Annotated in this window: 23 protein-coding genes; 6 read left to right on the top strand and 17 right to left on the bottom strand. The window is 73.5% G+C overall.

Going from position 1 to position 23,877, the window contains the following annotated elements:
- Positions 1-49: 49 nt before the first annotated feature.
- The 4 genes from H1D33_RS27295 to H1D33_RS27280 form a co-directional block, all read right to left on the bottom strand.
- Complete coding sequence (locus tag H1D33_RS27295; RefSeq protein WP_181570462.1) at positions 50-229, bottom strand: DUF397 domain-containing protein; 180 nt, start codon at positions 227-229, stop codon at positions 50-52.
- Positions 201-566 (bottom strand): hypothetical protein, encoded by a 366-nt coding sequence (locus H1D33_RS27290; protein WP_181570463.1) that lies wholly within the window; start codon positions 564-566, stop codon positions 201-203. The genes H1D33_RS27295 and H1D33_RS27290 overlap by 29 nt, the downstream gene beginning before the upstream one ends.
- 44 nt (positions 567-610) lie before the next feature.
- Positions 611-793 carry a hypothetical protein gene (locus tag H1D33_RS27285; protein ID WP_181570464.1) on the bottom strand — a complete coding sequence of 61 codons (183 nt, stop codon included), beginning with the start codon at positions 791-793 and terminating at the stop codon, positions 611-613.
- 198 nt (positions 794-991) lie between these two features.
- Complete coding sequence (locus H1D33_RS27280) at positions 992-2,203, bottom strand: helix-turn-helix domain-containing protein (RefSeq protein ID WP_181570465.1); 1,212 nt, start codon at positions 2,201-2,203, stop codon at positions 992-994.
- A 134-nt stretch (positions 2,204-2,337) separates the two neighbouring features.
- Between H1D33_RS27280 and H1D33_RS27275 the strand changes: the two genes are divergently transcribed.
- Positions 2,338-2,757, top strand: a complete 420-nt coding sequence (locus H1D33_RS27275; protein WP_246411831.1) for a winged helix-turn-helix domain-containing protein — start codon at positions 2,338-2,340, stop codon at positions 2,755-2,757.
- Positions 2,758-3,781: 1,024 nt separating this feature from the next.
- Here the strand turns inward: H1D33_RS27275 and H1D33_RS27270 are convergent.
- Positions 3,782-4,732 carry a tyrosine-type recombinase/integrase gene (locus H1D33_RS27270; RefSeq protein WP_181570467.1) on the bottom strand — a complete coding sequence of 317 codons (951 nt, stop codon included), beginning with the start codon at positions 4,730-4,732 and terminating at the stop codon, positions 3,782-3,784.
- A 317-nt stretch (positions 4,733-5,049) separates the two neighbouring features.
- Between H1D33_RS27270 and H1D33_RS27265 the strand changes: the two genes are divergently transcribed.
- Together H1D33_RS27265 and H1D33_RS27260 are read left to right on the top strand one after the other, a co-directional pair.
- Entirely contained in the window at positions 5,050-5,688 is a 639-nt protein-coding gene (locus tag H1D33_RS27265) for a TetR/AcrR family transcriptional regulator (protein WP_091065616.1), read from the top strand.
- Positions 5,689-5,753: 65 nt separating this feature from the next.
- Positions 5,754-5,981, top strand: a complete 228-nt coding sequence (locus H1D33_RS27260) for a DUF3107 domain-containing protein (protein ID WP_030502928.1) — start codon at positions 5,754-5,756, stop codon at positions 5,979-5,981.
- Between the two features lie 102 nt (positions 5,982-6,083).
- Here H1D33_RS27260 and H1D33_RS27255 read toward each other — a convergent pair whose 3' ends face one another.
- A complete protein-coding gene (locus H1D33_RS27255) occupies positions 6,084-6,725 on the bottom strand; it encodes a ferritin-like fold-containing protein (RefSeq protein ID WP_181570468.1) in 642 nt (213 codons plus the stop codon).
- A 284-nt stretch (positions 6,726-7,009) separates the two neighbouring features.
- Between H1D33_RS27255 and H1D33_RS27250 the strand changes: the two genes are divergently transcribed.
- A complete protein-coding gene (locus H1D33_RS27250; protein WP_181570469.1) occupies positions 7,010-8,701 on the top strand; it encodes a DEAD/DEAH box helicase in 1,692 nt (563 codons plus the stop codon).
- Positions 8,702-8,866: 165 nt separating this feature from the next.
- Positions 8,867-10,027, top strand: coding sequence for a class I SAM-dependent methyltransferase (locus H1D33_RS27245; protein WP_181570470.1), 1,161 nt, complete (start codon positions 8,867-8,869; stop codon positions 10,025-10,027).
- Here the strand turns inward: H1D33_RS27245 and H1D33_RS27240 are convergent.
- Positions 10,024-10,455, bottom strand: coding sequence for a hypothetical protein (locus tag H1D33_RS27240; RefSeq protein ID WP_181570471.1), 432 nt, complete (start codon positions 10,453-10,455; stop codon positions 10,024-10,026). The genes H1D33_RS27245 and H1D33_RS27240 overlap by 4 nt on opposite strands.
- Before the next feature lie 150 nt (positions 10,456-10,605).
- Between H1D33_RS27240 and H1D33_RS27235 the strand changes: the two genes are divergently transcribed.
- Complete coding sequence (locus tag H1D33_RS27235) at positions 10,606-11,025, top strand: helix-turn-helix domain-containing protein (RefSeq protein ID WP_181570472.1); 420 nt, start codon at positions 10,606-10,608, stop codon at positions 11,023-11,025.
- Positions 11,026-11,042: 17 nt separating this feature from the next.
- On the opposite strand, the gene H1D33_RS27230 is transcribed toward H1D33_RS27235, so the two are convergent.
- The 10 genes from H1D33_RS27230 to H1D33_RS27185 all read right to left on the bottom strand — a co-directional run bounded on the left by H1D33_RS27230 (position 11,043) and on the right by H1D33_RS27185 (position 23,718).
- On the bottom strand, positions 11,043-12,122 hold the full coding sequence (locus H1D33_RS27230; RefSeq protein ID WP_414685452.1) for a hypothetical protein: 1,080 nt from the start codon (positions 12,120-12,122) through the stop codon (positions 11,043-11,045).
- A complete protein-coding gene (locus tag H1D33_RS27225; protein ID WP_181570473.1) occupies positions 12,115-12,345 on the bottom strand; it encodes a heavy-metal-associated domain-containing protein in 231 nt (76 codons plus the stop codon). The genes H1D33_RS27230 and H1D33_RS27225 overlap by 8 nt, the downstream gene beginning before the upstream one ends.
- Before the next feature lie 126 nt (positions 12,346-12,471).
- Complete coding sequence (locus tag H1D33_RS27220; RefSeq protein ID WP_307755265.1) at positions 12,472-14,589, bottom strand: RecQ family ATP-dependent DNA helicase; 2,118 nt, start codon at positions 14,587-14,589, stop codon at positions 12,472-12,474.
- Between the two features lie 59 nt (positions 14,590-14,648).
- Positions 14,649-15,404: an SDR family NAD(P)-dependent oxidoreductase gene (locus H1D33_RS27215; protein WP_181570475.1), complete on the bottom strand. Its 756-nt coding sequence runs from the start codon at positions 15,402-15,404 to the stop codon at positions 14,649-14,651.
- An 81-nt stretch (positions 15,405-15,485) separates the two neighbouring features.
- Positions 15,486-16,595 (bottom strand): branched-chain amino acid ABC transporter permease, encoded by a 1,110-nt coding sequence (locus H1D33_RS27210; RefSeq protein ID WP_181570476.1) that lies wholly within the window; start codon positions 16,593-16,595, stop codon positions 15,486-15,488.
- Positions 16,592-17,482, bottom strand: a complete 891-nt coding sequence (locus tag H1D33_RS27205; RefSeq protein WP_181570477.1) for a branched-chain amino acid ABC transporter permease — start codon at positions 17,480-17,482, stop codon at positions 16,592-16,594. Before H1D33_RS27205 ends, H1D33_RS27210 begins: the two co-directional genes overlap by 4 nt.
- Positions 17,479-18,207 carry an ABC transporter ATP-binding protein gene (locus H1D33_RS27200; protein WP_181570478.1) on the bottom strand — a complete coding sequence of 243 codons (729 nt, stop codon included), beginning with the start codon at positions 18,205-18,207 and terminating at the stop codon, positions 17,479-17,481. Before H1D33_RS27200 ends, H1D33_RS27205 begins: the two co-directional genes overlap by 4 nt.
- Complete coding sequence (locus tag H1D33_RS27195; protein ID WP_181570479.1) at positions 18,207-18,950, bottom strand: ABC transporter ATP-binding protein; 744 nt, start codon at positions 18,948-18,950, stop codon at positions 18,207-18,209. The genes H1D33_RS27200 and H1D33_RS27195 overlap by 1 nt, the downstream gene beginning before the upstream one ends.
- Positions 18,951-18,953: 3 nt before the next feature.
- Positions 18,954-20,156, bottom strand: coding sequence for a substrate-binding domain-containing protein (locus H1D33_RS27190; protein WP_181570480.1), 1,203 nt, complete (start codon positions 20,154-20,156; stop codon positions 18,954-18,956).
- Between the two features lie 295 nt (positions 20,157-20,451).
- Complete coding sequence (locus H1D33_RS27185; protein WP_181570481.1) at positions 20,452-23,718, bottom strand: VWA domain-containing protein; 3,267 nt, start codon at positions 23,716-23,718, stop codon at positions 20,452-20,454.
- Positions 23,719-23,877: the final 159 nt, after the last annotated feature.

The following is a 23,877-nucleotide window of genomic DNA, read 5'->3' as shown; positions in this document are numbered from 1 at the left end:
GGCCGACCTCGCGCTGGTGGAGGTCGGCCGCGTCGTCATGGCGTGGCTGTCAGAACGTCTGACCGGCGCGGATCGAGTCGATGAACGTCGACCACTCCGACTCGTCGAACGTCACCTGGGCGTCGGGGCGCTGCGACGAGCGGACGATCCGGTTCTGCTGGGCGTCGATGGCGACCTCGACGCAGTTGGGGCCGGAGTTGTCACACCGGTTGGGGCGTACGAACTGCACGGTTGATCTCCTTCTTGTTGCGCCGGCCGTCGGGTGCGGCCGGACTCTTGCGGGGCAGGGAGCGGGTCCACCGGATGAACGCGCCGTACAGCCAGTCCGCCGACGTTGTCGGTAGTTCGTTGAGGGCGGCGGCGTAGAGCGCGGACATGTAGACCGACAGGCCGGTGCGGTCGCCGGCGTACGCCTCGGCGAGGCGGACCTTCGCGGGCGAGCACGGCCAGGGGCCGCCGCAGGACTGGCAGTTCCAGGCGGGCCGCGCGGGTTGGTGGTCGAGCTGGTTCAGCCGCTCGTCGAGGACGGCGAGGGCGCGGGCGGACCGGGCCGGGCGGTCGGTCACCGCTCGAGCGACGCCCCCCGGACACGCCGGTTCGTCGAGGCGGCTCATCGCTGGTAGCCGCCCTCGCGCTCGTTGCGGCTGTTCAGGATTCGCGCCTGGGCGATCATCCGCTCCTTGGCGGCGCGTGCCTCGGCGTCCTGGAGTTTCTGGGCTTGGTCCGGGCGAGCCGACACGAGCGGCTTCTCGGTCCGGATCAGCCGGCGGAGCAGGGATCGGATGGGTGCCACGCTGTTCGCCTCCGTCAGTCCGGGGGCGTGGGTCCGTGCTCTACGGGGGCAGAGCACGTACCCACGTCCGGCTCAGGGCGGCGGGGCGAACAGCTCGTCGTACGCCGTGCGACTCCCCACCACCACCAGCAGCGATGACGGTAGGTAGAGAAGCGAGTCGCTATGGGTACATGGTGTACCCGGTGACTCGGTGTACCTCTACTGAGGAGCGGAGATGCGGTGAGCCAGCTCGGCCGCCTCGGCGCGGATCGCCGCCGGGGCCTCGCGGGCGAGGCGCCCGGCCATGTCCTGCGCCGGCGGCGAGAACCTGACCGTCTCCGGTGACGTCGCCTCGGCCCGGGTGAGCAGGTGCAGGGTCGCTTCCGGCGCGCCTTCCAGGTCGGCGGAGCGGGCCAGCTCGACGTAGTGACGGCCGCGCCGCTCGGTCGACGGGATCGACTGAGGGTCGAGGGAGTGCGCCCGGCGCTGGGCTTCGTCGGGGTCGCCGAGGTCGACGGCGCACATCACCGCGTACACCTCGACGAGTGGCTTCGACACTCGGGTGCGCAGGCCCACGTACCCGTCCGGGAGCGCCCGGTCGACGACCTGCCGCGCGGTGTCCCAGTCCGACCACGCCCCTTGGTCGCCGGTGCGGGCTCGGGTCAGCGCGGTGCACAGGTGGAGGTCGGCGAGCATCTCGGCGTACTCCACGCCGCCATCGGCCACCCGCGGTTCGATCAGGGCTCGTGCCTCCCTGAGCCGCTCGAGGGCTTCGTCGCCGCGGCCGACGGCGCGCAGGATGTGCGCCGCGTACCAGATGCTGCTGGCGATCGCGAGGGGGTCGTCGGCGTCGAGGGCGGCGGCCATGCCGCGGTCGACGGTGAGCCAGCACAGCTCACGGTCGCCGTGCCACGCCAGGTATGCCTGGGCGAGGTGGTAGGCCTGGGCGAGGTGCGCGAGTGCGGCTCGCCGGTCCTGGCCGGTGTGCAGCCGCGCGGCCCGCTGGGTGGCGTCGAGGAGGCCGGGGAGGACGAGGCCGGCCTCGGTGCGCTGGTTGCGGCTGGTGTGCCAGGTCTGCCAGGCGGAGTCGACGGCGCCGCGGAGGTAGTCGGTGCTCTCGGGCTGTCCGTCGATGGTGATGTGCCAGGCGGTCAGCGCGCGGCGGACGTCGTCGACGGCGGGGTGGGTGGCGCGGCCGTCCAGGGAGAGGGTGACGGTGGGTCCGAAGAGGTCTCCGAGGTCGTGGACGCCGAGGTGCGGGGCGATGCGCTGGGCGACGTTGAGGGTGAGCTTGCGGCGGCCGTTCTCGACGAACTTGATGGTGCTGAGGCCCAGGCCGGTGAGGCCGGCCAGGCGCTCGCGAGAGAGGCCGACGCCGCGGCGGAGCTTCTCGACGCGTTGGCCGGGGGTGAGGGCAGACTGGTCGACCATCGGGCACCTCCGCAAGGGGTTACATCGTGTACCCCACGGTACGCCGACGTGCCAACCCTCACCCTCAGGTAGTGGCGATCAAGCTACTCAACTAGCTCACCTACATGTCTCCGCATGCTGCCTACCCTGCGGCGGTGATTTACCCCGGGCAGGAGCCGGTCGGCTACCAGGATCTGGCCGCGATCCTCCGTGAGCGGGTGACGTCTGGGCAGCTCAGGCCAGGCGACCGCCTTCCGTCCGAACGTGATCTGTCGCAGACCTACGGCGTCGCGGCGATGACCGCCCGAGCCGCCGTCAAGCAGTTGCGCGCGGAGGGTTTGGTCGAAGCGGTGAGGGGCCGCGGTGTCGTGGTGCGCGAGTCGGTGGAGCCGGAGGAGGTCGTCGTGGACCTCGGCGACTGGGTGTCGGCGCGCAGCCCAACTCCCCAGGAGCGGCGGGACTACGGGGTGCCCGAGGGAGTGCCGCTGTTGGTGATCGCACATCCGGATGGTTTGCAGGATCTGTATCCGGCGGACCGGTATCGCGTCACGTTCGCGCAGGTCAGACCGGATTGATGCCGGTTGACCCGGAAGGTTAACGACGCGTTCACAATGTGAGTAACGCTTCGGATCTGCCGCGTTCACATAGCGCGATTTCGGGCGGTCCAGGGTTGCTCGGTCCCGCTCGCGGGATGATCGTCTCTGCATGCGTCGCAGCATGGGGGGGATCCTGCTGGCGCTGGGAACGGCAGCCGTCCTTTGCGCGGCCACCGACGACCCAGCGTCCGCCGATCCTGGCCTGCCGCTGCCCGTGCCGCTGCCCTCGCTGCCCACGCTCCGGCCGCTGCCCATTCCGCTGCCGAGCCTCCCGGTCCCACCGCTGCCGCTGCCGGAGCCGCTACCGTCGCTCATCCCCGACGTGCCCGGGCTGCCCGACATCGACGGCGACGACGCCGAACCATCCCCGAGCCCTCGGCCCAGCCGCTCCCCCCGTCCGACCAGGTCAGCGACTTCAGCGCCTTCGTCGGCGTCGCCGCCGGCCCGATCGACCACGCTAGCTCCGCCGCCGCCGCCGCCGTCGCCGCCGACGGCCGGCGCCTCGGCGGGCCCGCCGCGTCAGCAGTCGCAGTCCCGGCCGCCTGCGCGGCGAACAGACCCGTTGACGCAGGCCGCCGACCCAGGCCCCCGCCCGACGCCGCTCTCACCGTTCGGACGGTGGGAGCCGGGGTACGCGACGAGCGGCGCGGCCTCGGGCAGCGCGGGCATGGCTGGCGCGGCGTCGGCGGACCTGACGGCGACGCTCGCCGCTCCCGAGCTTCAGCGCGGCGGGGTGGCTGCCGCGCTCGACAACCGACCGCCGGGGCGACCGGTGGAGCGGGGCCCTCCCCCACCGAAAGTCCTCCCTGATCAATGCGGCCTGCACAGCCATTGACCAGGGAGGACCTTGAGATGACCAATGCGTTGATCTACGTGACAGCAGCCAACCTAGACCGTTACACCGATCGATGTGCAGAATACTGCAACCGGCTGGGCCTTCGCCTCGCGGCCGTCGTTGTCGACGACCTGAGCGGCGGCCGATGGCCGGAGGTGGTGCAGATGCTCATGGACGGGCGCGTCCAGGTCGTCGTGGTCGCCGACCGCGACGAGCTGCCGGCGGATCGGACGCCTCGGATCGATGTGGTGGCGGAGCAACGGCGCCGCCAGATCCCGGGGCAGCGGTCGGCGTGCCGGCCGCGGATGGTGCGCTGAACGGCAGCACGGTGACCGCCTCCCGGAGACGGGAGGCGGTCACTGCTGTGTACCGCTGGGTGGTCATCACCGAGGCGTGCCCGAGCAGCTCCTGGACCACGCGGATGTCCCCGTACCGCTGGTTGATCGTCGACGCGAAGTAGTGCCGCAGCGGGTACAGCTTGGTGGGGATGCCTGCGGCGGCGAGGTAGTGGGCGGTCTGGGTCGACACCCAATCGCCGGTCGGTGTCCGACCGGACGGGCGCCGGACGATGTGCCCGGGCGGCAGCGGGGCGATCAGCTCCCAGATCAGCGGGTGCGTGGGGACGACCCGGGCCTTGTCGCCCTTGCCCCACAGGTGCATCACCTCGGCGGTGACGTCCTCGCGGCGCAGGGCGGCGATCTCGCAGGCGCGCAGCCCGCCGAGCGCGGCGAGGCGGCAGTTGATGCGCCACGGGTCGGCGGTGTCGTAGATCGCGGCGCGGACCAGTTCTGCGCCGGCCGGGCGCGGCACGCCCGGGTTGACCTTCGGCGCGCGCAGGTCGGCGGACGGGTCGAAGGACAGCCAGGGGTCCTTCGGGCTGCACGCCCAGCGGTAGAACCGGACGAGGTGCTTGTGGTAGGCGCACTTCGTCGCGCGGACCCAGTCGGGGTTGTCGAGCCAGCCCGCCAGCTCGGTGCCGATGGCGGCGTGGAGGCCCTCGGGGAGCTCGGCGTGGGCCTTGCGGAGGACGCGGCTGGACGCTCGGACGCTCTTCTCGGCGTAGCCGCCGGCGCGCATCCAGGTGAGATGCGCCTCGATCATCTGCTCTGGGGTAGCCACGTACTCGACGGTGCCCGAAGTCGTGGTCATCGCCTATGCCCTGACCAGGCGGGGAAGGACGGCGGGACGGCGGGTGTCGGGTTTCGGGGTCCCCCCGGCGGGGGAGGTCGCGGCCTTGGGTCGCCTTTTCGGCTGAGGTGCGCGGGCGGGGGCGGTCCGTACGGTCGGCTCCGGGGTGGGCCGTTCGGCGTCTCCCCGATAACGTGTGGTGACAGTGGCGATAAGTTACAGCGGCGGGCCAATTCCGCGACGGGTTCACGAACCCGGCCCGGTTCGGGCGATACGTGCCGGCTCGACGCAGATTCTCGGAGGTTCCCATGACCGCAGTGGGGAACGGTGCTCAGACCGCCGGCCGGCCCACCCGCCTGCCCCGCTCGGCGCGCCGTAAGCAGCTGCTCGCCGCTGCGCAGGAGGTGTTCGTCGCGCACGGCTACCACGCCGCGGCGATGGACGACATCGCCGAGCGGGCCGGCGTCTCCAAGCCGGTCCTCTACCAACACTTCCCCGGGAAGATGGAGCTCTACCTGGCGCTGTTGGACACGCACTGTGACGCCATCGTCGCGAAGGTGCACGACGCGATGCGCGGCACGCAGGACAACAAGGAGCGGGTCGGCGCGGCGGTGCGGGCCTACTTCGACTTCGTCGACCACGAGAGCGAGGCGTTCCGGCTGGTCTTCGAGTCCGACCTGCGCAACGACCCGGCCGTGCGGCAGCGGGTGGAGCGGGTCGAGCAGGGCTGCATCGCGGCGATCACCGACACCATCATCTCGGACACCGGGTCGAGCCGCGCGCACGCCGAGCTGCTCGCCTCCGGGCTCGTCGGTGCCGCCGAGACGGCCGCCCAGTTCTGGCTGGCCGGCGGCCGGCAGGTGGCCAAGCCGGAGGCGGAAGCGCTGGTGGCGGCGCTGTCCTGGCGTGGCATCGCCAGCTTCCCGCTGCAAGGTGAGTCAGCCTGACCATCGCGCCGCCTGATCGGATAGCCTTCCCACGGTGGCTTTTTCGCCCCAGTTGAGGAGGCACAGTGGAGGTCAAGATCGGCGTGCAGTACGCGCCGCGGGAGCTGGTCCTGGAGAGCGCGCAGTCGCCGGCCGAGATCGAGCAGATCGTGACCGACGCCTTCGCCAGGAGCGAGGGCACGCTCTCCCTGACCGACGAGAAGGGCCGACGGGTCATCGTGCCGGTCGGCAAGGTCGCCTACGTCGAGATCGCGGAGGCCTCGCCCCGCGCCGTCGGGTTCACCGTCCGCTGATCCGCGTCGCACCGGTCGCCGTGGCGGGGTGACCTGCCGCGGCGACCCGGTCGTTCCGGGGTCGGCCCAGCCGTCCGGTCCGGCCCGGTCGCCCGGTCCGACTCAGTTGTTCAGGCCCGCCGCGGACATCCGCGCGGCGTGCGCCTCGGTCAGCTCGCGCAGCAGCGCCGGCACGTCCACGCCGGCCCGGCCGATCAACGCGACGAGCGCGCCCCGGTCCGCGGCGGCGACGCGGCCGGCCTGCGAGAGCGCCTCGCCGAGCAGCCGGCGCGCCCACATCGACAGCCGGCCGGCCGCGCTCGGGTCGGCCCCGATCGCGGCCCGGATCTCGGCCGCCGCGAACTCGACGTACCGGGAGTCGTGCAGGACGTCGAGCAGCAGCGCGCGGTCCGGCCCGGCCAGGCCGTCGGCGATCCGGCGCAGGAAGTCGTCGGTGATCGCGTCGCCCACGTACGCCTTGGTCACCGCCTCGGCCCAGTCCCTCGGCTCGGTCGAGTCGTGGTACGCCCGCAACGCCTCGACGTAGGGGGCCATCGCCTCCTCGGGAGCCACGCCGAGCGCGCCGAGGCGGTCGGCGAGCCACCGGTAGTGCGCGATCTCGGCCGCGGCCATCTCGCTGAGCGCCGCCCGACGGCGCAGGTCGGGGGCGAGTCGGGCATCGGCGGCCAGCCGGTCGAACGCGAGCAGTTCGCCGTACGCGACGAGGCCGAACAGGTCGGCGGCGGCGGGGTCGGGGGCGGGCACGAGCGCAGGCTACCGCCCGCGCGCAATGTGGCACAGGTCACACCGGGCACCCCTGGATGCGCGGCCGGCACCCGGAATCGGGACGGCTGAGAGGCTGTTCAGGTAGGATGAGACAGTTGCCGTGGGCACCGAACAGGTCAGCTTCGCTGATCAGCACCGGTCCCCGGAGCGCGTGCGGCCCGGTCCGGCTCGGCGAAACCGCCGCCGACCGCGTGGCCCGCGCCAAACCGTTCGCGCCCTGAGGACATGAGGGGCGCACCACGAGAGGGCACCCCCACATCCACATGAGTGAGCAGACCATCGGCCAGCCACTGGCCCCCACAGCTCCGGTCCCGCCGGAGGCACCCACGTTCGCCGCGCTCGGCGCCCGTCAGGAGACCGTCGAGGCGCTCGCCGCCGCGGGCATCACCCGCGCCTTCGCCATCCAGGAATACGCGCTGCCCATCGGGCTGCGCGGCGTCGACCTGATCGGCCAGGCCCCGACCGGCACCGGCAAGACGCTCGGCTTCGGCATCCCGCTGCTCGAGCGCGTCTTCGCCCCGTCCGAGGGGAGCGACGGCGTGCCCCAGGCGCTGGTCGTCGTCCCCACCCGCGAGCTGGGCATCCAGGTCGCCAAGGACCTCGACGCCGCGGGCCGCACCCGGGGCGTCCGGGTGCTGCCGATCTACGGCGGCGTGGCGTACGAGCCGCAGATCGAGGCGCTGCGCAAGGGCGTCGAGATCCTGGTCGGCACGCCCGGCCGCCTGCTCGACCTGCAGAAGCAGAAGCACCTGCGGCTCGACCGGGTTCGCGCGCTCGTCCTCGACGAGGCCGACCGGATGCTCGACCTGGGCTTCCTCGACGACGTCGAGAAGATCCTCGCGATGCTGCCGGAGGACCGGCAGACGATGCTCTTCTCGGCCACCATGCCGGACCCGATCGTCGCGCTGTCCCGTCGCTTCCTGCGCCGGCCGGTGACGATCCACGCCGGGCACACCGCCGAGACCGGCCCGTCACCGCAGACCCAGCAGCTCGCCTACCGCACCCACTCGATGAACAAGGTCGAGATCGTGGCGCGGATCCTGCAGGCCGAGGGTCGCGGGCTGACGATGATCTTCACCCGCACCAAGCGGGCCGCCGACCGGGTCGCCGAGGACCTCGACTTCCGCGGCTTCGCCGTGGCGGCGGTGCACGGCGACCTGGGCCAGGGCGCCCGGGAGCGGGCCCTGCGGGCGTTCCGCGCCGGCAAGATCGACACCCTCGTCGCCACCGACGTGGCGGCCCGGGGCATCGACGTCACCGGCGTCACCCACGTCATCAACTACGACTGCCCCGAGGACCAGGACACCTACACCCACCGGATCGGCCGCACCGGCCGGGCCGGGGCCACCGGTGTCGCGGTGACGTTCGTCGACTGGGACGACGTGCCCCGCTGGCGGATCATCGACAAGACCCTCGGGCTGGACATGCCCGAGCCGCCGGAGACCTACCACACCTCCCCGCACCTCTACACCGACCTGGAGATCTCCCGGGACGTCAGCGGCACCCTGCCGACCGCCGAGCGCACCCGCGCCGGCCTGTCGGCCGAGGTCGAGGAGGACCTGGGCGGCGGCCGGTCGCGGCGCGGCGACAGCCGGGGCCGCAGCGGCGACAGCCGGGGGCGTGGCGGGGACAGCCGTGGCCGGGACCGGGACCGCCGGCGCGGTCGCGGCGGCGAGTCCGGCGGCGCACCCGCCGCCGGGGCCGAGGCCGAGGCGATCGAGGCCGGGGCCGACGAGGGCACCCGCACCCCGCGCCGCCGGCGTCGCCGCCGGGCCGGCGAGACGGTGGCCGGTGAGCAGCCGACCGGCGTGACCGGCGCCGAGGTCGCCGGCGAGCCGACCGTGGCGGCCACCGCCGAGGGCGAGACCGCCGCCAAGCCGCGCCGTCGCCGGCGTCGCCGTGCCGGCAGCTCCGGCGCTCCCGCCGCCGAGGCCACCAGCACCACCACCGACTGACCACACACGCACACGGCCCCCGGACCCACCAGTTCCGGGGGCCGCTCCCTGCCCGACGCCGACGGCGTCGATCATGAAGTTGACGGGGCGACACGCCGCGACCACGGCCGCCAACTTCATGATCGACGATCCTGGTCGGGCCCGGGCAGCAGGAAGGGGTACGCCATGGCGGAACCGTTGGACGCGGCGCTGCGGGAGGTCCGGGCGCTGCTGCTGGACCCGGGCCTGACCCGGGCGGTGGCCGCCGGCCGGCGGCGCGGGCAGCGCCCCTCGGTGGTCCGCGCGGAACTACGTCCGGTCACCCTGAAGGCCGGCCCCCGGCTCCAGATCGCCACCTCGGACGGCGCCCGGCCGCACACCCGCAACGTCGCCCCCGGTGCGGAGGCCGGCACGGCCGTCGACGAGCTGCTCGCCGAGCCGTTCGGCAACTGGCACGTGGAGACCGCCGACACCACGGTCCAGCTCCGGGTGACCAAGTCCGGCGAGGCGCAGGTGCACCGCGCCGCGGCCAGCCGCCCCGCCGCCGAGCCGGCCGGGCACGACCGGGCGAAGGACTGGCTGCTCGACCCCGGCGACCCGCTCTTCGACGCGATCGGCGGGTCGGCGGCCAAGCGCCGTCAGGTCGACGCGTTCCTCCGGGCGCTCGCCGCCACCCTGCCGGACGACCTCGCCGGCCCGCTGCGCGTGGTGGACCTGGGCTGCGGAAACGCGTACCTCACGTTCGCCGCGCACCGCTACCTGACCCGGCGCGGCCTGGACGTGACGCTCGTCGGCGTGGACGTCCGCGAGGACCAGCGTCGCCGCAACACCGAGTTGGCCGAGCGGCTGGGCTGGGCCGACCGGGTCAGCTTCGTGGCCGGCACCATCGCCGAGGCGCCCGTCGAACCGGCCCCGGACCTGGTGCTGGCGTTGCACGCCTGCGACACGGCGACCGACGAGGCGCTGGCCCGCGCGGTGCGCTGGGGCGCCCGCTGGGTGCTCGCCGCCCCGTGCTGCCACCACGACCTGGCCGCGCAACTGCGGGCCCGCCCCGCGCCCGGGCCGGACGAGCTGCTCACCCGGCAGGGCATCCTGCGCGAGCGGTTCGCCGACGTGCTCACCGACGCGCTGCGCGCCGGGCTGCTCCGGCTGCACGGCTATCGCGCCGAGGTGGTGGAGTTCGTCGACTCCCGGCACACCCCGCGCAACCTGCTCATCCGCGCGCGGCGGACCGCCGGCGCGCCGACCGACGGCAATCGATCCGAATATCGCGAGCTGGTGGACCGGTGGGGCGTCACGCCCCGGCTGGAGACGCTGCTCGCGGACGTGGACCGGGCTTCTCGCTAACGGCGGCGTTCGCCCCGGTTGCGGTCGCCCCGGTCGAAGACCGACACCCGCTCGCCCGGACCGCGGTTGGTGGACCGCTCGCCCTCCTGCGGCGGGCTCGGGAACGGCACCACCTTCGCCGGCTGGTCGGAGTTGCCGGCGGCGGCGAACGCGTTCCAGGAGATGTCGACCAGCAGCCGCTTCAGCTCGGCGTGGCGGGCCGCGGCATTGCGCTGGAGCGCCATCCGCGCGCCCAGCACCACGCCGACCAGCGTGGTGCAGACCGCGCCGGTCGCGGCGATCAGGTGCAGGCCCTCCGCCGGGTCCCCCTGCACGGCCAGCACCAGCAGCCAGATCCAGAAGCCGAGCGCGAAGACGCCGGCCTTGGCCACGAAGAAGAGGCTCACCGCGCCCGGGCGGTGCGGGACGGGACGGTCCGGCTCGGCCATGCTGCTCCTTCGAACTCGGTGCCGGGGAGGGGTTTCGTCCAGCTTAGTTGACAGTTCGCAACTGTTCACGCGGTGTGGGTCCCACCCATGGGACCTTCCGACCGATCAGTCAGTTGTTTTGTCGCGCGGGCGTACTAGGCTCGGGACGCAATGGGCTCCACCGACGTGTCACCACAGATGGCCTTCGCACGCTTCGTGCGACGGGCCATCGACGACGCGCGCGAGGAGCGCGGCTGGACGGTGACCGACCTCGCGACCCACACCGGCGTCGGCCGCTCCACCGTCTTCCGCTGGCTGGCCGGCGACTGGCAGGACTACCCCGAACTCGCCAAGGTGCGCGGCTTCTGCGCCGCCCTCGACCTGCCGGTGGCCGCCGCGTTCCGGGCGCTGGGCCTGCCCGACGCCGGATCGGTGCCCCGCCGCCGGGGCGCCGAGGACGGCCCGGTCGAGGCCGACGTGCGGGTGATCCTGGATCGGCTGGCCGACCCGAACGTCCCCGCCGAGGAGAAGCACCACATCCGCGACCTCCTCCGCTACCTGGCCCGCCGCCCGGTCCGCCGGGCCGGCTGACCGACGCCCGGCCCGGCTCAGGCGACCGTGAGGGTGAACGCGGCGGTCCGCACCACGCCGCCGACCTGGAAGTCCAGGAACATCCGGTAGCGACCCGGCCCCGGCGCGGTCAACCAGAACGTCACCGCGTCGCCGTCGCGCACCGGCTCCGGGTGCACGTGCAGATAGCCGAGATCGCCCTCGCGCAGCGCGACCAGGTGCCCGTACGCGCCCAGGTAGGGCTCCAGCGGCGCGGCGCCGCCGCCGCCCGGGGCGGTGACCCGGAACCGCAGCGGCGCCGAGCGGCCCACCTCGGGCGTGCCGGTGTACGCGGCGGTGAACCCGTCGACCGTGGCCGACGTCGCGGGCGCGGGCAGCGGGCGGGGCGCGTACCCGCCGGGCACCGCCAGATCGGCGCCGAGCACGGCGGCCACCTGCCGGCCGTCGTCGGCGACCGCGGTGAAGTCCGCGTACATCCGCCAGGCGCCCGGGTCGGACGGCGTCAGCGGCACCGACCAGGTGCCGTCGGCGGACATCGTGGGGTGCAGGTGCCGGTAGCCGGTGAGGTCGCGGCGCACCACGATCACGTGCATCGGCTTGTCGTGCACGACGGCGAACCGGGTGACCGCCCGCCGGCGGTCGTCGCGGATCTGGAACCGCAGCTCACCGGCGCGGCCGGCGGTCAGCACCGGGCCGGTCGGGACGAGCGTGTAGCCGGCCGAACTGATCGACAGGCCGGTCGCGCCGTCGCCGCCGCCCTGGGTGACCGTGGCGCCGTCGTGCGAGTGCGCGCCGGTCCCGGGCGCGTGGGCGTGGTCGCCGCCGGCGCTGTCGGGGGCGCCGGTGGAGGCCGCGCCGGCCCTCGCCGGGTTCGCGGGCGGGTTCAGCCGGCCGAGCCCGAAGCCGAGCAGCACGGCCAGCACCAGGCCGCCGACCACCAGGGCGAGCCGCAGCGTCTCCCGGTCCACCGCGACCGGACCCGGCGCGCCGGAACCCGCAACGCCGGTACCGGTCGCGCGGTCGGTCGAGCCGCTCGCGGCACCGCCGGCCCGCGACCCGGGGCGTCCGGTCGCCGGATCGTCGACCGCGGAGGCGGTGCGGGCCGAGGACTCAGGCAACGCCGCCGACCAGTTCGTAGCCCGCCTCGTCGACGGCGGCGCGGACGGACTCCACCGGCAGCGGCGCGTCGCTGGTGACCGTGGCCGTGCCGCCGGCCAGGTCGATCCGGACCTCGTCGACGCCCGGCAGGGCGGACAGTTCCTCGGTCACCGCCCGGACGCAGTGTTCGCAGGTCATCCCGGTCACGGTGTACGTCTGGACGACGGGTCGGCGCTCGGTCATGGCCCCACGTTACCGCCGGCCGGACCCCCGCCCCCGACGCCCACGCCCCCGTGGCGCCGCTCGCACCGGTCGCCGTGTTAAGCGGGGCCCCTTCCTCTACCGAAAGCGTTAACCGGGGGCCCCTCCTTACACCGTGGCAAGCGCGAGCGGGAGCACGTCCGGCGCGCCGGCCCGGCGCAGCAACCGCGCCACCATGCCCATCGTCCAGCCGGAGTCGACCAGGTCGTCGACGAGCAGCACCGGCCCGTCCAGCGCGGGCAGCGCGTCGGTCAACTCGTCCGGCAGGTGGAAGGCGTCGTGCAGCGCACGGACCCGCTGGGCGCTGTTGCCGCGCGGCCCGTCGGCGCCGGCCGGGCCGGTGGGGACGACGGTGCCGAGCAGCGGCAGCCGGCCGACCGTGGCGATCCGCTCGGCCAGCGAACCGACCAGCCGCGGCCGGGTCCGGGAGCCGACCGCGACCACGCCGGCCGGGCGGCGGGGCCACGGGTCGTCGCCGTGCGCCCACGCCTTCAGCACCTCGACCACGGCGGCCACCACGTCGTCGGGCACCGGGCCGTCCGGCGCCTCCGGCCCGACCAGGCTCCGCAACCGCCCGCCCCACCCCAGGTCGGACAGGCGGCCCACGGCCCGCCCGGCCAACGCCTGCTCCGCCGGGGCGATCCGGCCCTTGAGCGGTACGCCGACCGCGTCCATCCCGGTCGGCCAGAGCTTCTTCGGCGCGATCTGCACGCCGGGGCGGCCGAGGAAGGTCTGCGCGGCGGTCAGCGCCTCGGCGGACACCTCGACGTCGAACAGCGGGCCGGCGCAGTTGTCGCACCGGCCGCAGTCCGCCGCCCCGGTGTCGTCCAGCCCCTCCCGCAGGTAGCGCATCCGGCAGGTGGTGGTGGCCGCGTACTCCCGCATGGCCCGCTGCTCGGCGGCGCGCGCGTCGGCGACGCGTCGCAACCGGGCCTCGTCGTAGACCCAGGGCTCGCCGGTGGCGAGCCAGCCGCCACGCACCCGGCGGACCGCGCCGTCCACGTCGAGCACCTTGAGCATCAGCTCCAGGCGGGCCCGGCGCAGGTCGACGAGCGGTTCGAGGGCCTGGGTGGAGATCGGCCGGTCGGTGTCCAGCGCGGCGAGCACGGCGCGCACCTGCTCCTCGGGCGGGAACGCGAGCGAGGCGAAGTAGCGCCAGATGGCCGCGTCCTCGACGCCCGGCAGGAGCAGCACCTCGGCCTGGTCGACGGCGCGGCCGGCGCGGCCGACCTGCTGGTAGTAGGCGATCGGTGAGGGTGGCGCGCCGAGGTGCACCACGAAGCCGAGGTCGGGCTTGTCGAAGCCCATGCCGAGCGCGCTTGTCGCCACCAGCGCCTTGATCTTGTTGTCCAGCAGGTCCTGTTCGGCGGCCCGGCGGTCGGCGTCCTCGGCCTGCCCGGTGTAGGACGCCACCGACCAGCCCCGCCCGCGCAGGAAGTCGGCCGTCTCGGTGGCCGCGGCCACGGTGAGCGTGTAGACGATCCCCGAGCCGGGGAGCCGGTCCAGGTGGTCGGCCAGCCAGGCCAGGCGGTGCGCCGGGCTGGGCAGGTCCAGGACGCCGAGGCGCAGCGACTCCCGGTCCAGCGTGCCGCGCAGCACCAGCGCGTCGCCCAACTGCTCCGCCACGTCGCGGGTGACCCGGGCGTTGGCGGTGGCGGTGGTGGCGAGGACCGGCGTGCGCTCCGGCAGGTTGGCCAGGAACGTCCGCAGCCGCCGGTAGTCGGGGCGGAAGTCGTGCCCCCAGTCGGAGACGCAGTGCGCCTCGTCCACCACCAGCAGCCCGGTGGTGGCGGCGAGCTTCGGCAGCACGCCGTCCCGGAAGTCCGGGTTGTTCAGGCGTTCCGGGCTGATCAGCAGCACGTCGACCGCCCCGGCGTTGATCTCGGCGGTGATCTGGTCCCACTCGTCGAGGTTGGCGGAGTTGATGGTGCGGGCCCGGATGCCGGCCCGGGCGGCGGAGTCGACCTGGTTGCGCATCAACGCCAGCAGCGGAGACACGATCACCGTGGGCCCGTGCTCGCCGTGCTCGCGCAGCAGCGCGGTGGCCACGAAGTAGACCGCCGACTTGCCCCAGCCGGTGCGCTGGACGCAGAGCACCCGACGCCGGTCGACCACCAGCGCCTCGATGGCCCGCCACTGGTCCTCGCGCAGCCGGGCGTGGTCACCCGCGAGCCGCCGCAGCACCGCCTCGGCTCGGTCCCGCACGGCCATCCGGTCCTGACTCATCCGGCATTTCTACCAGGGGCGGCGGCGGCCACACGGGGGGCCGCCGCCCGGCGCGGCGTTCAGCGGCCGAGGACGGAGCCGCCGTTGACGCCGAGAACCTGACCGGTGACGTAGCCGGCCGACGGGCCGACCAGGTAGCGGACCGCGGCGGCGATGTCGTCCGGCACCCCGGCCCGCCCGACCAGGGTGGCCGCCACCCGCCTGGCGTGGCCCTCCGGCGTCATCCGGTCGCCGAAGAACTCGGTCTCGGCGACGTACCCGGGGCTGACCACGTTGACCGTGATCTGGTCCGGACCGAGCTGCCCTGCCAGGTCGTACGCCCAGCCGTGCAGCGCCGCCTTCGCCGCCGAGTAGGGCCCGCCGCCACCGCGCTGGGCGGCGATCGAGCTGAGCAGGACCACCCGCCCGCCGGGGCGGCGCAGCGCGGGCAGCAGCGCCTCGGTGAGCAGGACGGCGGTGAGCACGTTGGCGTCGAGGTTGGCGCGCCACCAGGAGGCCACCTCGCCGAGGGTGCCGGTCGGCCCGCCGAGATAGCCCCCGGCGTTGTTCACCACCGCGTCCACGGTCCGCTCCCCGACCGCGTCGACCACCGCCGACACCTGCGCCGGGTCGGTCAGGTCCGCGGCCACCGGCACGACGGCGTCCGCCCGTCCACTCCCGGCGGTGATGTCCCGGGCCGCAGCCGCGAGCACGTCCCCCCGCCGCCCGACGACCAGCACGTCGAACCCGTCCGCCACGAGCCCTCGCGCCACGGCGGCCCCGATCCCGGTCCCACCCCCACTGACCACCGCCAGCCGCTGCCGCTCCGCACCCATCCCCGACCCCTCCCCTGACCCACCGAACCCCGTTGACCATGAAGTTAGCGGCAACGGACAGGGCGTGTCGCGCCGCCAACCTCATGATCGACGAGTCAGTGCCCGACGGAGGGGGGTCAGGCGGGAGCGGAGGCTGGCCAGGCCGCCGGGGAAGAAGTAGACGGCCAGGATGAAGACGGTGCCCAGGACGAACAGGGGTTGGCTGAGCGGGTGGCTCAGGAACGCGGGCAGGCTGTTCACCGCGTCGCTGCTGCCGAACGCCGTCAGGCGGTGGTCCAGGTACATGTAGAGGATGCCGCCCAGCACCGGGCCCCACCGGGTGCCCGGGCCGCCGAGCACCACCATGACCAGCAGCGACAGGGTCAGCTCGCTGCTCGTGATGTGCGGGCTGGCGCCGCCCACGATCAGCACGTAGACCACGCCGCCCGCGCTCGCCAGGCCGCCGGCCAGGGTGAACGCGACAAGCTTGAACCGGTACGGGTCGAGCCCCAGCACCCCGATCCGCCGCTCGTCGTCGCGCAGCCCGGCCAGCACCCGACCGGTCGGCGAGCCACTGACCCGGTGCACCACCAGGACCACCAGCGCCAGGTACGCCAGCGCCAGCCAGTAGAGGTTGACCGTGTTGGTGACGCCGACCAGCGCCGCCGGCAGGCCCGACACGTCCAGCGGCAGGCCCTCCTCGCCGCCGGTCAGCCCGCCGAAGTCCCGGGCCACCAGGATCGCCCCGACCTGCGCGAACGCCAGCGTCACCATGGCGAACGCGATGCCCACCGTGCGCAACGCGACCGCGCCGAGCAGCGCGGCGAGCGTGGTGCCGCCGAGCACGGTCAGCACCGCGGCCTGCCACAGCGGCAGCCCGGCCTTGGTGACCAGCACGTCGGTGCCGTAGACGCCGGCGGCGAAGTAGAGCGCGTGCCCGAAGGAGAGCATGCCGGTGCGCCCGAACAGCAGGTCGTAGCCGGCCGCGAGACCGCCGAAGACCAGGCAGATGGCGAGCAGTTGCAGCGTGCCGGGCGAGTTCAGCGGCCCCTCGAAGATCCCCGGCAGGTTCAGCGTCGAGTACGGCAGCACCGCGGCCACCACCAGGGCCACCAACGGCAGGTACGGGCGGAGGCCGTGCCAACGGGAACGCCCGGGGGTCAGTTCGTCGGGCACCTGCGCCGGGGGCGCGTCGACCACCGAGTTGGTCATGCGTGAGCCACCTTTCCGGCCAGGCCCTGCGGACGCAGCAGCAGCACCACGGCGAGCAGGCCGACCACGCAGAGGTCGCCCAGCCCGGACGTGCCGTAGTAGTTGACGAACTGTTGCAGCAGCCCCACCGCGACCGCCGCGTACGCGGACCCGACCACCGAGCCCATCCCGCCGATCACCACCACGATGAAGGCGAAGATCAGCAGCGAGCCGCCCTGGCCCGGCGAGACGGTGCCGAAGTAGACGCCGCCGAGCGCGCCGGCCAGCGCGGCGGCGGCCCCGCCGATCGCGAAGACCAGCGTGAACGCCTTGCGCACGTCGATGCCGAGCGCGGTCACCATCTCCCGGTTCTCCACGCCGGCCCGGATGATCAGGCCGTACCGGGTCCAGCGCAGGAACGCCAGCAACGCGCCGAGCACCACCACGGCGGCGACGATCAGCAGCAGCCCGGCGTTCGGCACCTGCGCGCCGAGCACAGAGGTGACGTTCCGGCTCCAGTCGGGGCGCGGGAAGGTGCGCGGGTCCGCGCCCCAGGTGGCCTGGAGCAGCGCCACCCCGGCCAGCGACAGGCCGACGGTGACCAGCACCTGTTCGATGGTGCGGGAGTAGAGCGGCCGGATCAGCACCAGCTCGACCAGCACCGCGACCAGCGAGCCGGCCAGCACCCCGAAGAGCACCGCCACCACGAAGCCGAGACCGTCCGGCCCGGCGCCGGGCAGGTTGCCCGCCGCCCACCAGGTCGCGTACGCGCCGACGCCGAGGAACAGCCCGTGCGCGAAGTTGAGCACGTCGGCGAGGCCGAAGACCAGGGACAGGCCGGACGCGACGAGGAAGTAGAGCGCCGCCAGGCCCAGCCCGGTCAGCGTCAACAGGACGACCGTGTTCATGAGTGCACCTCCGCAGCGCCGACACCCAGCAGCGACTTGGTCAGCGCGGTCTCCAGCAGCAGCTCGCGGGCGTCGCCGGTCCAGGCGACCCGGCCGGCGGAGAGCACCACCGCGTCCGACGCCAGCCGCCGCACCACCGCCAGGTTCTGCTCGACCAGCAGCACCGGCACGGATTCCGCGACCCGTTCCAGCACCTCGGCCACCTCGGTCACCACCTTCGGCGCCAACCCCTTGGTCGGCTCGTCGACCAGCAGCAGCCGGTTGTCGTTGAGGAGCACCCGGCCGATGGCGAGCATCTGCTGCTGCCCGCCGGAGAGCGAGCCGGCCCGTTGCCGTCCGCGCCGGTCCAGCTCCGGGAAGAGCGCGAAGACCTTGTCGTACGCCGGGGTCGTGCCCCGCCGCTCGGCCAGCCGCAGGTTCTCCGCGACGGTGAGCCCGGCGAAGACGCAGCGGTCCTCCGGCACGTAGCCGAGGCCGCCACGGACCAGCCGGTGGGTGGGGCGGGCGAGCAGGCTCCGCGCGCCCATCCGCACCGTGCCGCGCACCTCGCCGCCGCGCGGCGTGAGGCCGACGATCGCCCGCAACGTGGTGGTCTTGCCGACGCCGTTGCGCCCGAGCAGCACGGTGACGCCGGTCGGCGCCACCTCGAACGACACGCCCTGGAGGATGTGCAGCCCGGCGATCCGCACGGACAGGCCCTCCACCGACAGCACAGGTTCGACCATCAGAGCGCCTCCCCCAGGTACGCCTCCTGCACGGTGGCGTTGGCCATCACCGTGTCCGGGGTGTCGCAGGCCAGCAGCGCGCCGTGGTGCATCACGGCGATCCGGTCGGCCAGCTCCAGGATCACGTCCATGTGGTGCTCCACCATGAGCACCGCCCGGCCGCTGTCCCCGGTCAACGACTTGATCACGCGAACCAGCTCGGGGACGTCCTCGGCGCTCACCCCGGCCATCGGCTCGTCCAGCAGCATCACCCGGGGTTCCCCGGCGAGCAGCAGGGCGATCTCCAGCTTGCGCTTCTCGCCGTGGGCGAGCGTGCCGGCCAGCGCCGTACCCCGGTGGTGCAGGCCGACCCGGTCGAGCGCCGCGTCGGCGGCGGCGGCCACGTCCCGGTCGGCCGCCGCCCGCCGCCACAGCTTCATCGAGCCACCCCGGTGCGCCTGTACGGCGAGCCGGACGTTCTCCCGCACCGTCAGCGAACCGAAGACCGAGGACGCCTGGAAGGTGCGCCCCAGGCCGAGCCGGGCCCGCCGGTGCGGGGGCAGCGTGGTGACGTCCGCCCCGTCCAGCAGGAGCCTGCCCTCGGTGGGCCGGCGCAGGCCGGTGATCAGGTTGAACAGGGAGGTCTTGCCGGCGCCGTTGGGCCCGATCACGCCGAGGAACTCCCCCGGCTGAAGGTCGAGGTAGACGGAGTCGACGATGGCAACCTCACCGATCCGCCAGGTCAGACCGCGGGTGGCGAGCATTCCTCAGCCCTTCATCTGCGCGACCGGCGGCGCGCTCTCGTCACCGGTCAGCGTCTTCTGCGCGGTGGCCGTGAACGTGGTGCCGCTGCCGGTGAGCTTGGCCTGGTACATCGGCTGGAGCAGCGCGTGGTCCTCGGCGCGGATCTTCATGGTGCCCTTGACGCCCTCGAACTCCCAGCCCTCCAGCGCCTTCACCATCTTCTCCACGTCGTCGCCGCCCTCCTGCACGGCCCGGACGACCATCTGCGCGGCGGCGAACCCGTCCGGGTGGAACAGGTCGAGCGTGCCGCCGGGGATCTTCGCCTTGGCGGCCTTGGCCGCCTCGGTGTCACTGGCGCCGTCGAAGTAGTGCGACAGGAACGAGATCTTGCTGCCGGCCGCGCCGAACGTCGGCCAGGAGGCGCGGATGTCCAGGCCGGTGACGACCGTGGTGGCGGCGAGCACGCCCTGCTGGTCGAGGGTCTGCCACATGGCGCCGGCCGTGGTGCCGGCCCAGGCGACGAAGAGCAGGTCCGGCTTGGCGGCCTTGATCTGGCTGGCGAACGGGGTGAACTCGGTGGCGCTGGCCGGCGCGCGGACGCTGCTCACGCTCGCGCCGGCACCGCCGATCACGGCCTTGACGGCGGCCTCGTTGGCGTCGCCGAACGCGCCGTCCTGGGCGAAGACGACGACCTTCTTGCCGGCCGCGTCGCCGATGAACGACTTGGCGGTCACCACGTCCTGCCACGACTGCCTGCCGGAGCGGAAGGTGTACTTGTTCGCGCCGGTCACCGCGTCGGTGGCGGCCGGGCCGGAGACGAACAGCACCTTGTTCTGCGCGGCGATCGGGGCCACCTGGAGCGCCACCCCGGAGGAGGTGGACCCGGCGATGATCTTCGTGCCCTTGCCGATCAGGTCCTTGGCGGCGGACACCGCCTTGGCCGGGTCGCCGGCGTCGTCGGCCTCGGTCACCTCGATCTTCCGGTCACCGACCTTGCCGGTGCCCTTGGTGGCGAAGTCGAGGCCGGCCTTGAAGCCCTCGATGTACTGCTTGCCGTAGCTGGCCAGCGGCCCGGACTGGGAGTAGACCAGGCCGACCTTGACCGGCGCGGCGTCGCCGCCGCCGGAGGCGGTGTCCTGCGGGCTGCCACAGGCCGTGGCGGCCAGCGCGGCCGCCATCATCGTGGCGGCGGAAAGGAACACCCGTCGCGTGTGCCGGATCGTCATTGCGACTCCAGGTGAGGACAGGGGAATGTCAGTTGTCGGCTCACGCTAGAAGTGACGTCACCCACGGGCTATGTGGCCGGAGCACACAAGTCTCCGGAGCGGGATGGCCGCACGTTACAACGTGGGACACCACCTCGTAACCCCACCGACTCGGGATGGCCGGGCCCACCACGCGCAGCCCGGCCGGAATGTCGGCCCGGACCATCGCGGAGGCGGACGCGCGGCGGCCCGGCGGGAAACTCCCCGCCGGGCCGCCGTCGTACCGGTCAGCCGGTCACCGGCCGACCGTCGTCCGTCACGTCGTCCGGCGTCGCCGCCAGCCGAGGACGGTCAGCACCACACCGGCGGTCACCGCCAGCGCGCCGCCGCCGATCAGCCCGGTCAGCTTCATGCCGGTGACCGGCAGGTGCTTGCCGGGATGGAACGGCGGGAACGGCTTCTCCACCGTCCGGTTGGTGAACGTGCAGGTGATGTCCTGCCCCCGCGCCGGGGTGACCACCCCGTTCACCACCGACACCCGGGTGTCGGTGCCGGTGAGCACGCACTCCGGCGGTCCGACCTGCTGGTAGCCCTTCGGGCCGCCCGACTCGCCGAGCCGGTAGCCGACCCCGACCCGCACCGGCACCGAGGTCACCTGGGGGCTGCCGGACGGGCCGCTGATCGGGGTCGCCGCGTTCTCCGGCGCCGCGATCAGCGTCCAGTCGGTCGCAGCGGCCTTGCCCCAGACCTTCTTGACCAGGGTCAGGTGCGCCCCGTTCGGGTCGAGCTGGCCGTTGCGCCAGGTGCAGGTGTACCCGCGCCCCGCGGCCGGGGTGAGCACGTTGCCCGGGGTGGGCGCCGGCTCGCCGGTGTCGTTGAAGACGCAGCGCAGCCCGGTCAGCTCGTACCCGGCCGGACCGCCGCTCTCGCTGAGCCCGTACGGCACGCCGGCCGTCACCGCGGCGTCGGTCACCGCCGGTTCACCGCTGCGCCCGCTGACCGGGTTCGCCCCGGAACCCTGCGGCGGGGTGGCGCTCAGCACCCAGTCGGTCGGCTTCGCGGTGCCGCCGTAGGTGTTCGCCACCTCCTTGACCAGCGTGACCGTGCCGGTGGCCGGTGGCACCGGCACGTCGGCGTTGACGAACGTGCAGGTGACGTCCTGACCGAACGTCGGCGTCAGCACGTTGTCCGGCGTCGCGACCGGGGTGGACGTGCCGGTGAGCACGCAGGTGGGCGCGCCGACCTGCTCGTACCCCGTCGGGCCGCCGCTCTCGGCGAGCGTGTAGGCCAGGTTCGGGTTCACCGTCGCCTTCGTCACCGCGGAATCGCCGCTGCGGCCGGTGACCGGTGTGGCGGAGCCGGCCGGTGGGGTGGCGGCGAGCACCCAGTCGGTCGGCTTCGCGGTGCCGCCGTGGGTGTTGCGCACCTCCTTGACCAGCGTCAACAACGCCGGCTGGGCCTGGTTGACCGCGGTGCAGACGACCGTCTGGCCGATCTGCACGGCCACCTGGCCGTTCTCGCCGCCGAAGTCGGGGTTGACCCCCGGCCCGGTGCGGTCCCGGACGCCGCAGCTCCAGCTACCGGTGGCCGGCGGCACGATGGTCGCGCCCGGCACGACGGTCTGGGTGAAGCCGGGGACGGTGCTCTCCCCGAGCGAGTAGATCGCCTCCGCGACGACCGGTCGGGCCGGGTCGCCGCTCTTCACGGTGAACCCGTCCGGCCCGTACGCGGTCAGGTCCCAGGCCGTCGCCGGCGGCGCCGGCGGGCCGTACGGGTTCTGCACCGACTTGGCCAGGATCAGCTTCGTCTCGCAGGTCACCGTGTTGGTGATCTGGTACGTGTTGGTGCCGGCGGCGAGCGTCTGCTCACCGAGGTCGCCGCTGGCCGTGTTGCTGCAGCCGGGCGGCAGCGCGGTGATCTTCTCGTCGACGACGATCGACTGCCCCGCCTGGAAGGTGTGGTACTCCACGCCCCAGGCCGGCTGGTCGACGCCGGGCAGCAGCAACTCGGCCTGGATGGAGGCGTCCTGCTGCGGGTCCGGGAAGCTCTGACCGTTGACCACCCAGGTCTTGTTCACCACCACCGAGGCCGGCTCGGGCTCGGCCTGATTGACAATCACGCAGGTCACCGCGTCGTTGGCGAGCGCGTTCACGCTGAACCCGGCGGCGCCGACGTTGGCCACCAGCACCGGCTGGCCGCCGGCCGTGCAGGTGGCGTTGAGGCCGTCCTGCTGGACCAGGGCGTACCCGGGCTTCGGCGTCTCCGCGATCGCCACCGCCCGGCTGGGCTGTCCGCCGAGGTCGACGGCGAGGCTGACCGCGCCGGTGGCGGTGTCCGTGACGGCGCTCGCCGGGGTCACGTCGGTGCTGCTGGAGGAGATCGTCCAGCCGCCGGTCGGCAGCGGGTCACCGCCGCCGGGCGGGATCACCATCTTGACCACGCTGACCGTGCCCCGGCAGTTTTCCAGGGCGAGTTCCCGGAAGACGGCGGCGAGCTGGTCGTAGTCGGTCTGGTAGTAGTCCGAGTTGGCCACCGGGCCGGAGATGGCGATCAGGTTGTCCGGCGCGCCGGAGACGCCCGCGCCGACGCCGACCGCGACGACCCGGGTTCCCTTGGCCTTGACCGCGTTCGCGGAGAAGATGCCGTTCTCCACCTCCACGAACCGGGTGAAGCTGCCGGATCCCTGGGCGGGCGGCGGGCCGTACACGGTGGGGTTGCCGTCGGTCAGGACGATCACCGCGTCGTAGTCGTAGGGTGCGGCGGCGATCTGCCACAGGCCCTGGTCCCAGTTGGTGGAGCCGTTGGCGGTGAGGCCGTTGATCGCGGCCTTGACCGTGTTCGCGCCGCTCTGGTCGGAGACCGGCACCGGGTTCAGCACCGCTTCGGCGTTCGTGGAGAACGTGTAGAGCCCGATCTCCGACGGGGTGCCGGTCAGCGCGTCCACGAAGCCGTTGGCGGCGTTCTTCACCACCGGCAGGTCCGGCCGGATCGACCCGGACACGTCGATCAGCAGCGCGACGCGCAGGCCGCACGAGGCCGGCAGGGCCGGATTGTCGCGCTCGTCGGCCCACATCGAGCCGCGCGCGGTCCGGTTGGTGTTCCCGGTGGTCACCGCGGGGAAGGTGTACGTCCGGTTGTTGGCCACCGCCCCGGTGAACACCCCGTTGTACGGCGTGGACTGGTAGGGCGCGTTGCCGCCGTTGCCGGTGACCAGGCTGTCGACCACCCGCCAGCCGCTCGGCGCGCTGCGCTCGACGATCCAGTAGCCCTGGTTCGTGCCGGTGCGCCCCGGCACGTCGACCGCGCATCTGCCGGTGGCGTCGGTGGTGCAGGACGCGTCCGGGGTGGCGCCCGGTCCGGGTCGCGTCCCGCTGGTGCCCGCGTAGAAGTCGAAGGTGGCGCCGGCCAGCGGCCCGACGGCCTGTTCGCCGGTGCGGTCGCCGCCCTTGTTGACGACCAGCGTCGCGTGGGTGGCGTCGGCGGCCCGGGCCGGCGTCGCCGCCTGCGGGCCGATGAGCGGCAGCAGGCCGCCCACCAAGGTCAGGGCGGCGGCCGCGCACCACCGGCGCCGCGCACGTGTCATCGTCGGAATGGACATTCACAAACCCCCGTACAGCGCCTGCCCTTGTCGCAGGACAACCAGGCCAGTATTGGATGAAATGTCCGTTTCTTGGAACGCTTTGCCGATGGTGAGCATTGGTCACCTCCCCCGCACCCGTCGTAGGCATCACGCGGGATTTGC

The sequence above is a fragment of the Micromonospora ferruginea genome (assembly GCF_013694245.2).
GTDB lineage: Bacteria > Actinomycetota > Actinomycetes > Mycobacteriales > Micromonosporaceae > Micromonospora > Micromonospora robiginosa.
The sequence above is the reverse complement of the archived record's forward strand: the minus strand, read 5'-3'. Positions and strand labels throughout refer to the sequence as shown.

What these genes read in the sequence shown, in the direction of transcription:
- H1D33_RS27245 (WP_181570470.1), top strand. Translation starts at nt 8,867, where the DNA reads ATGGCGGAACCGTTGGACGCGGCGCTGCGGGAGGTCCGGGCGCTGCTG.
- H1D33_RS27200 (WP_181570478.1), bottom strand. Translation starts at nt 18,207, where the DNA reads ATGGTCGAACCTGTGCTGTCGGTGGAGGGCCTGTCCGTGCGGATCGCC.
- H1D33_RS27235 (WP_181570472.1), top strand. Translation starts at nt 10,606, where the DNA reads ATGGGCTCCACCGACGTGTCACCACAGATGGCCTTCGCACGCTTCGTG.
- H1D33_RS27240 (WP_181570471.1), bottom strand. Translation starts at nt 10,455, where the DNA reads ATGGCCGAGCCGGACCGTCCCGTCCCGCACCGCCCGGGCGCGGTGAGC.
- H1D33_RS27210 (WP_181570476.1), bottom strand. Translation starts at nt 16,595, where the DNA reads ATGACCAACTCGGTGGTCGACGCGCCCCCGGCGCAGGTGCCCGACGAA.
- H1D33_RS27185 (WP_181570481.1), bottom strand. Translation starts at nt 23,718, where the DNA reads ATGACACGTGCGCGGCGCCGGTGGTGCGCGGCCGCCGCCCTGACCTTG.
- H1D33_RS27220 (WP_307755265.1), bottom strand. Translation starts at nt 14,589, where the DNA reads ATGAGTCAGGACCGGATGGCCGTGCGGGACCGAGCCGAGGCGGTGCTG.
- H1D33_RS27265 (WP_091065616.1), top strand. Translation starts at nt 5,050, where the DNA reads ATGACCGCAGTGGGGAACGGTGCTCAGACCGCCGGCCGGCCCACCCGC.
- H1D33_RS27195 (WP_181570479.1), bottom strand. Translation starts at nt 18,950, where the DNA reads ATGCTCGCCACCCGCGGTCTGACCTGGCGGATCGGTGAGGTTGCCATC.
- H1D33_RS27280 (WP_181570465.1), bottom strand. Translation starts at nt 2,203, where the DNA reads ATGGTCGACCAGTCTGCCCTCACCCCCGGCCAACGCGTCGAGAAGCTC.
- H1D33_RS27215 (WP_181570475.1), bottom strand. Translation starts at nt 15,404, where the DNA reads ATGGGTGCGGAGCGGCAGCGGCTGGCGGTGGTCAGTGGGGGTGGGACC.
- H1D33_RS27250 (WP_181570469.1), top strand. Translation starts at nt 7,010, where the DNA reads ATGAGTGAGCAGACCATCGGCCAGCCACTGGCCCCCACAGCTCCGGTC.
- H1D33_RS27205 (WP_181570477.1), bottom strand. Translation starts at nt 17,482, where the DNA reads ATGAACACGGTCGTCCTGTTGACGCTGACCGGGCTGGGCCTGGCGGCG.
- H1D33_RS27225 (WP_181570473.1), bottom strand. Translation starts at nt 12,345, where the DNA reads ATGACCGAGCGCCGACCCGTCGTCCAGACGTACACCGTGACCGGGATG.
- H1D33_RS27190 (WP_181570480.1), bottom strand. Translation starts at nt 20,156, where the DNA reads ATGACGATCCGGCACACGCGACGGGTGTTCCTTTCCGCCGCCACGATG.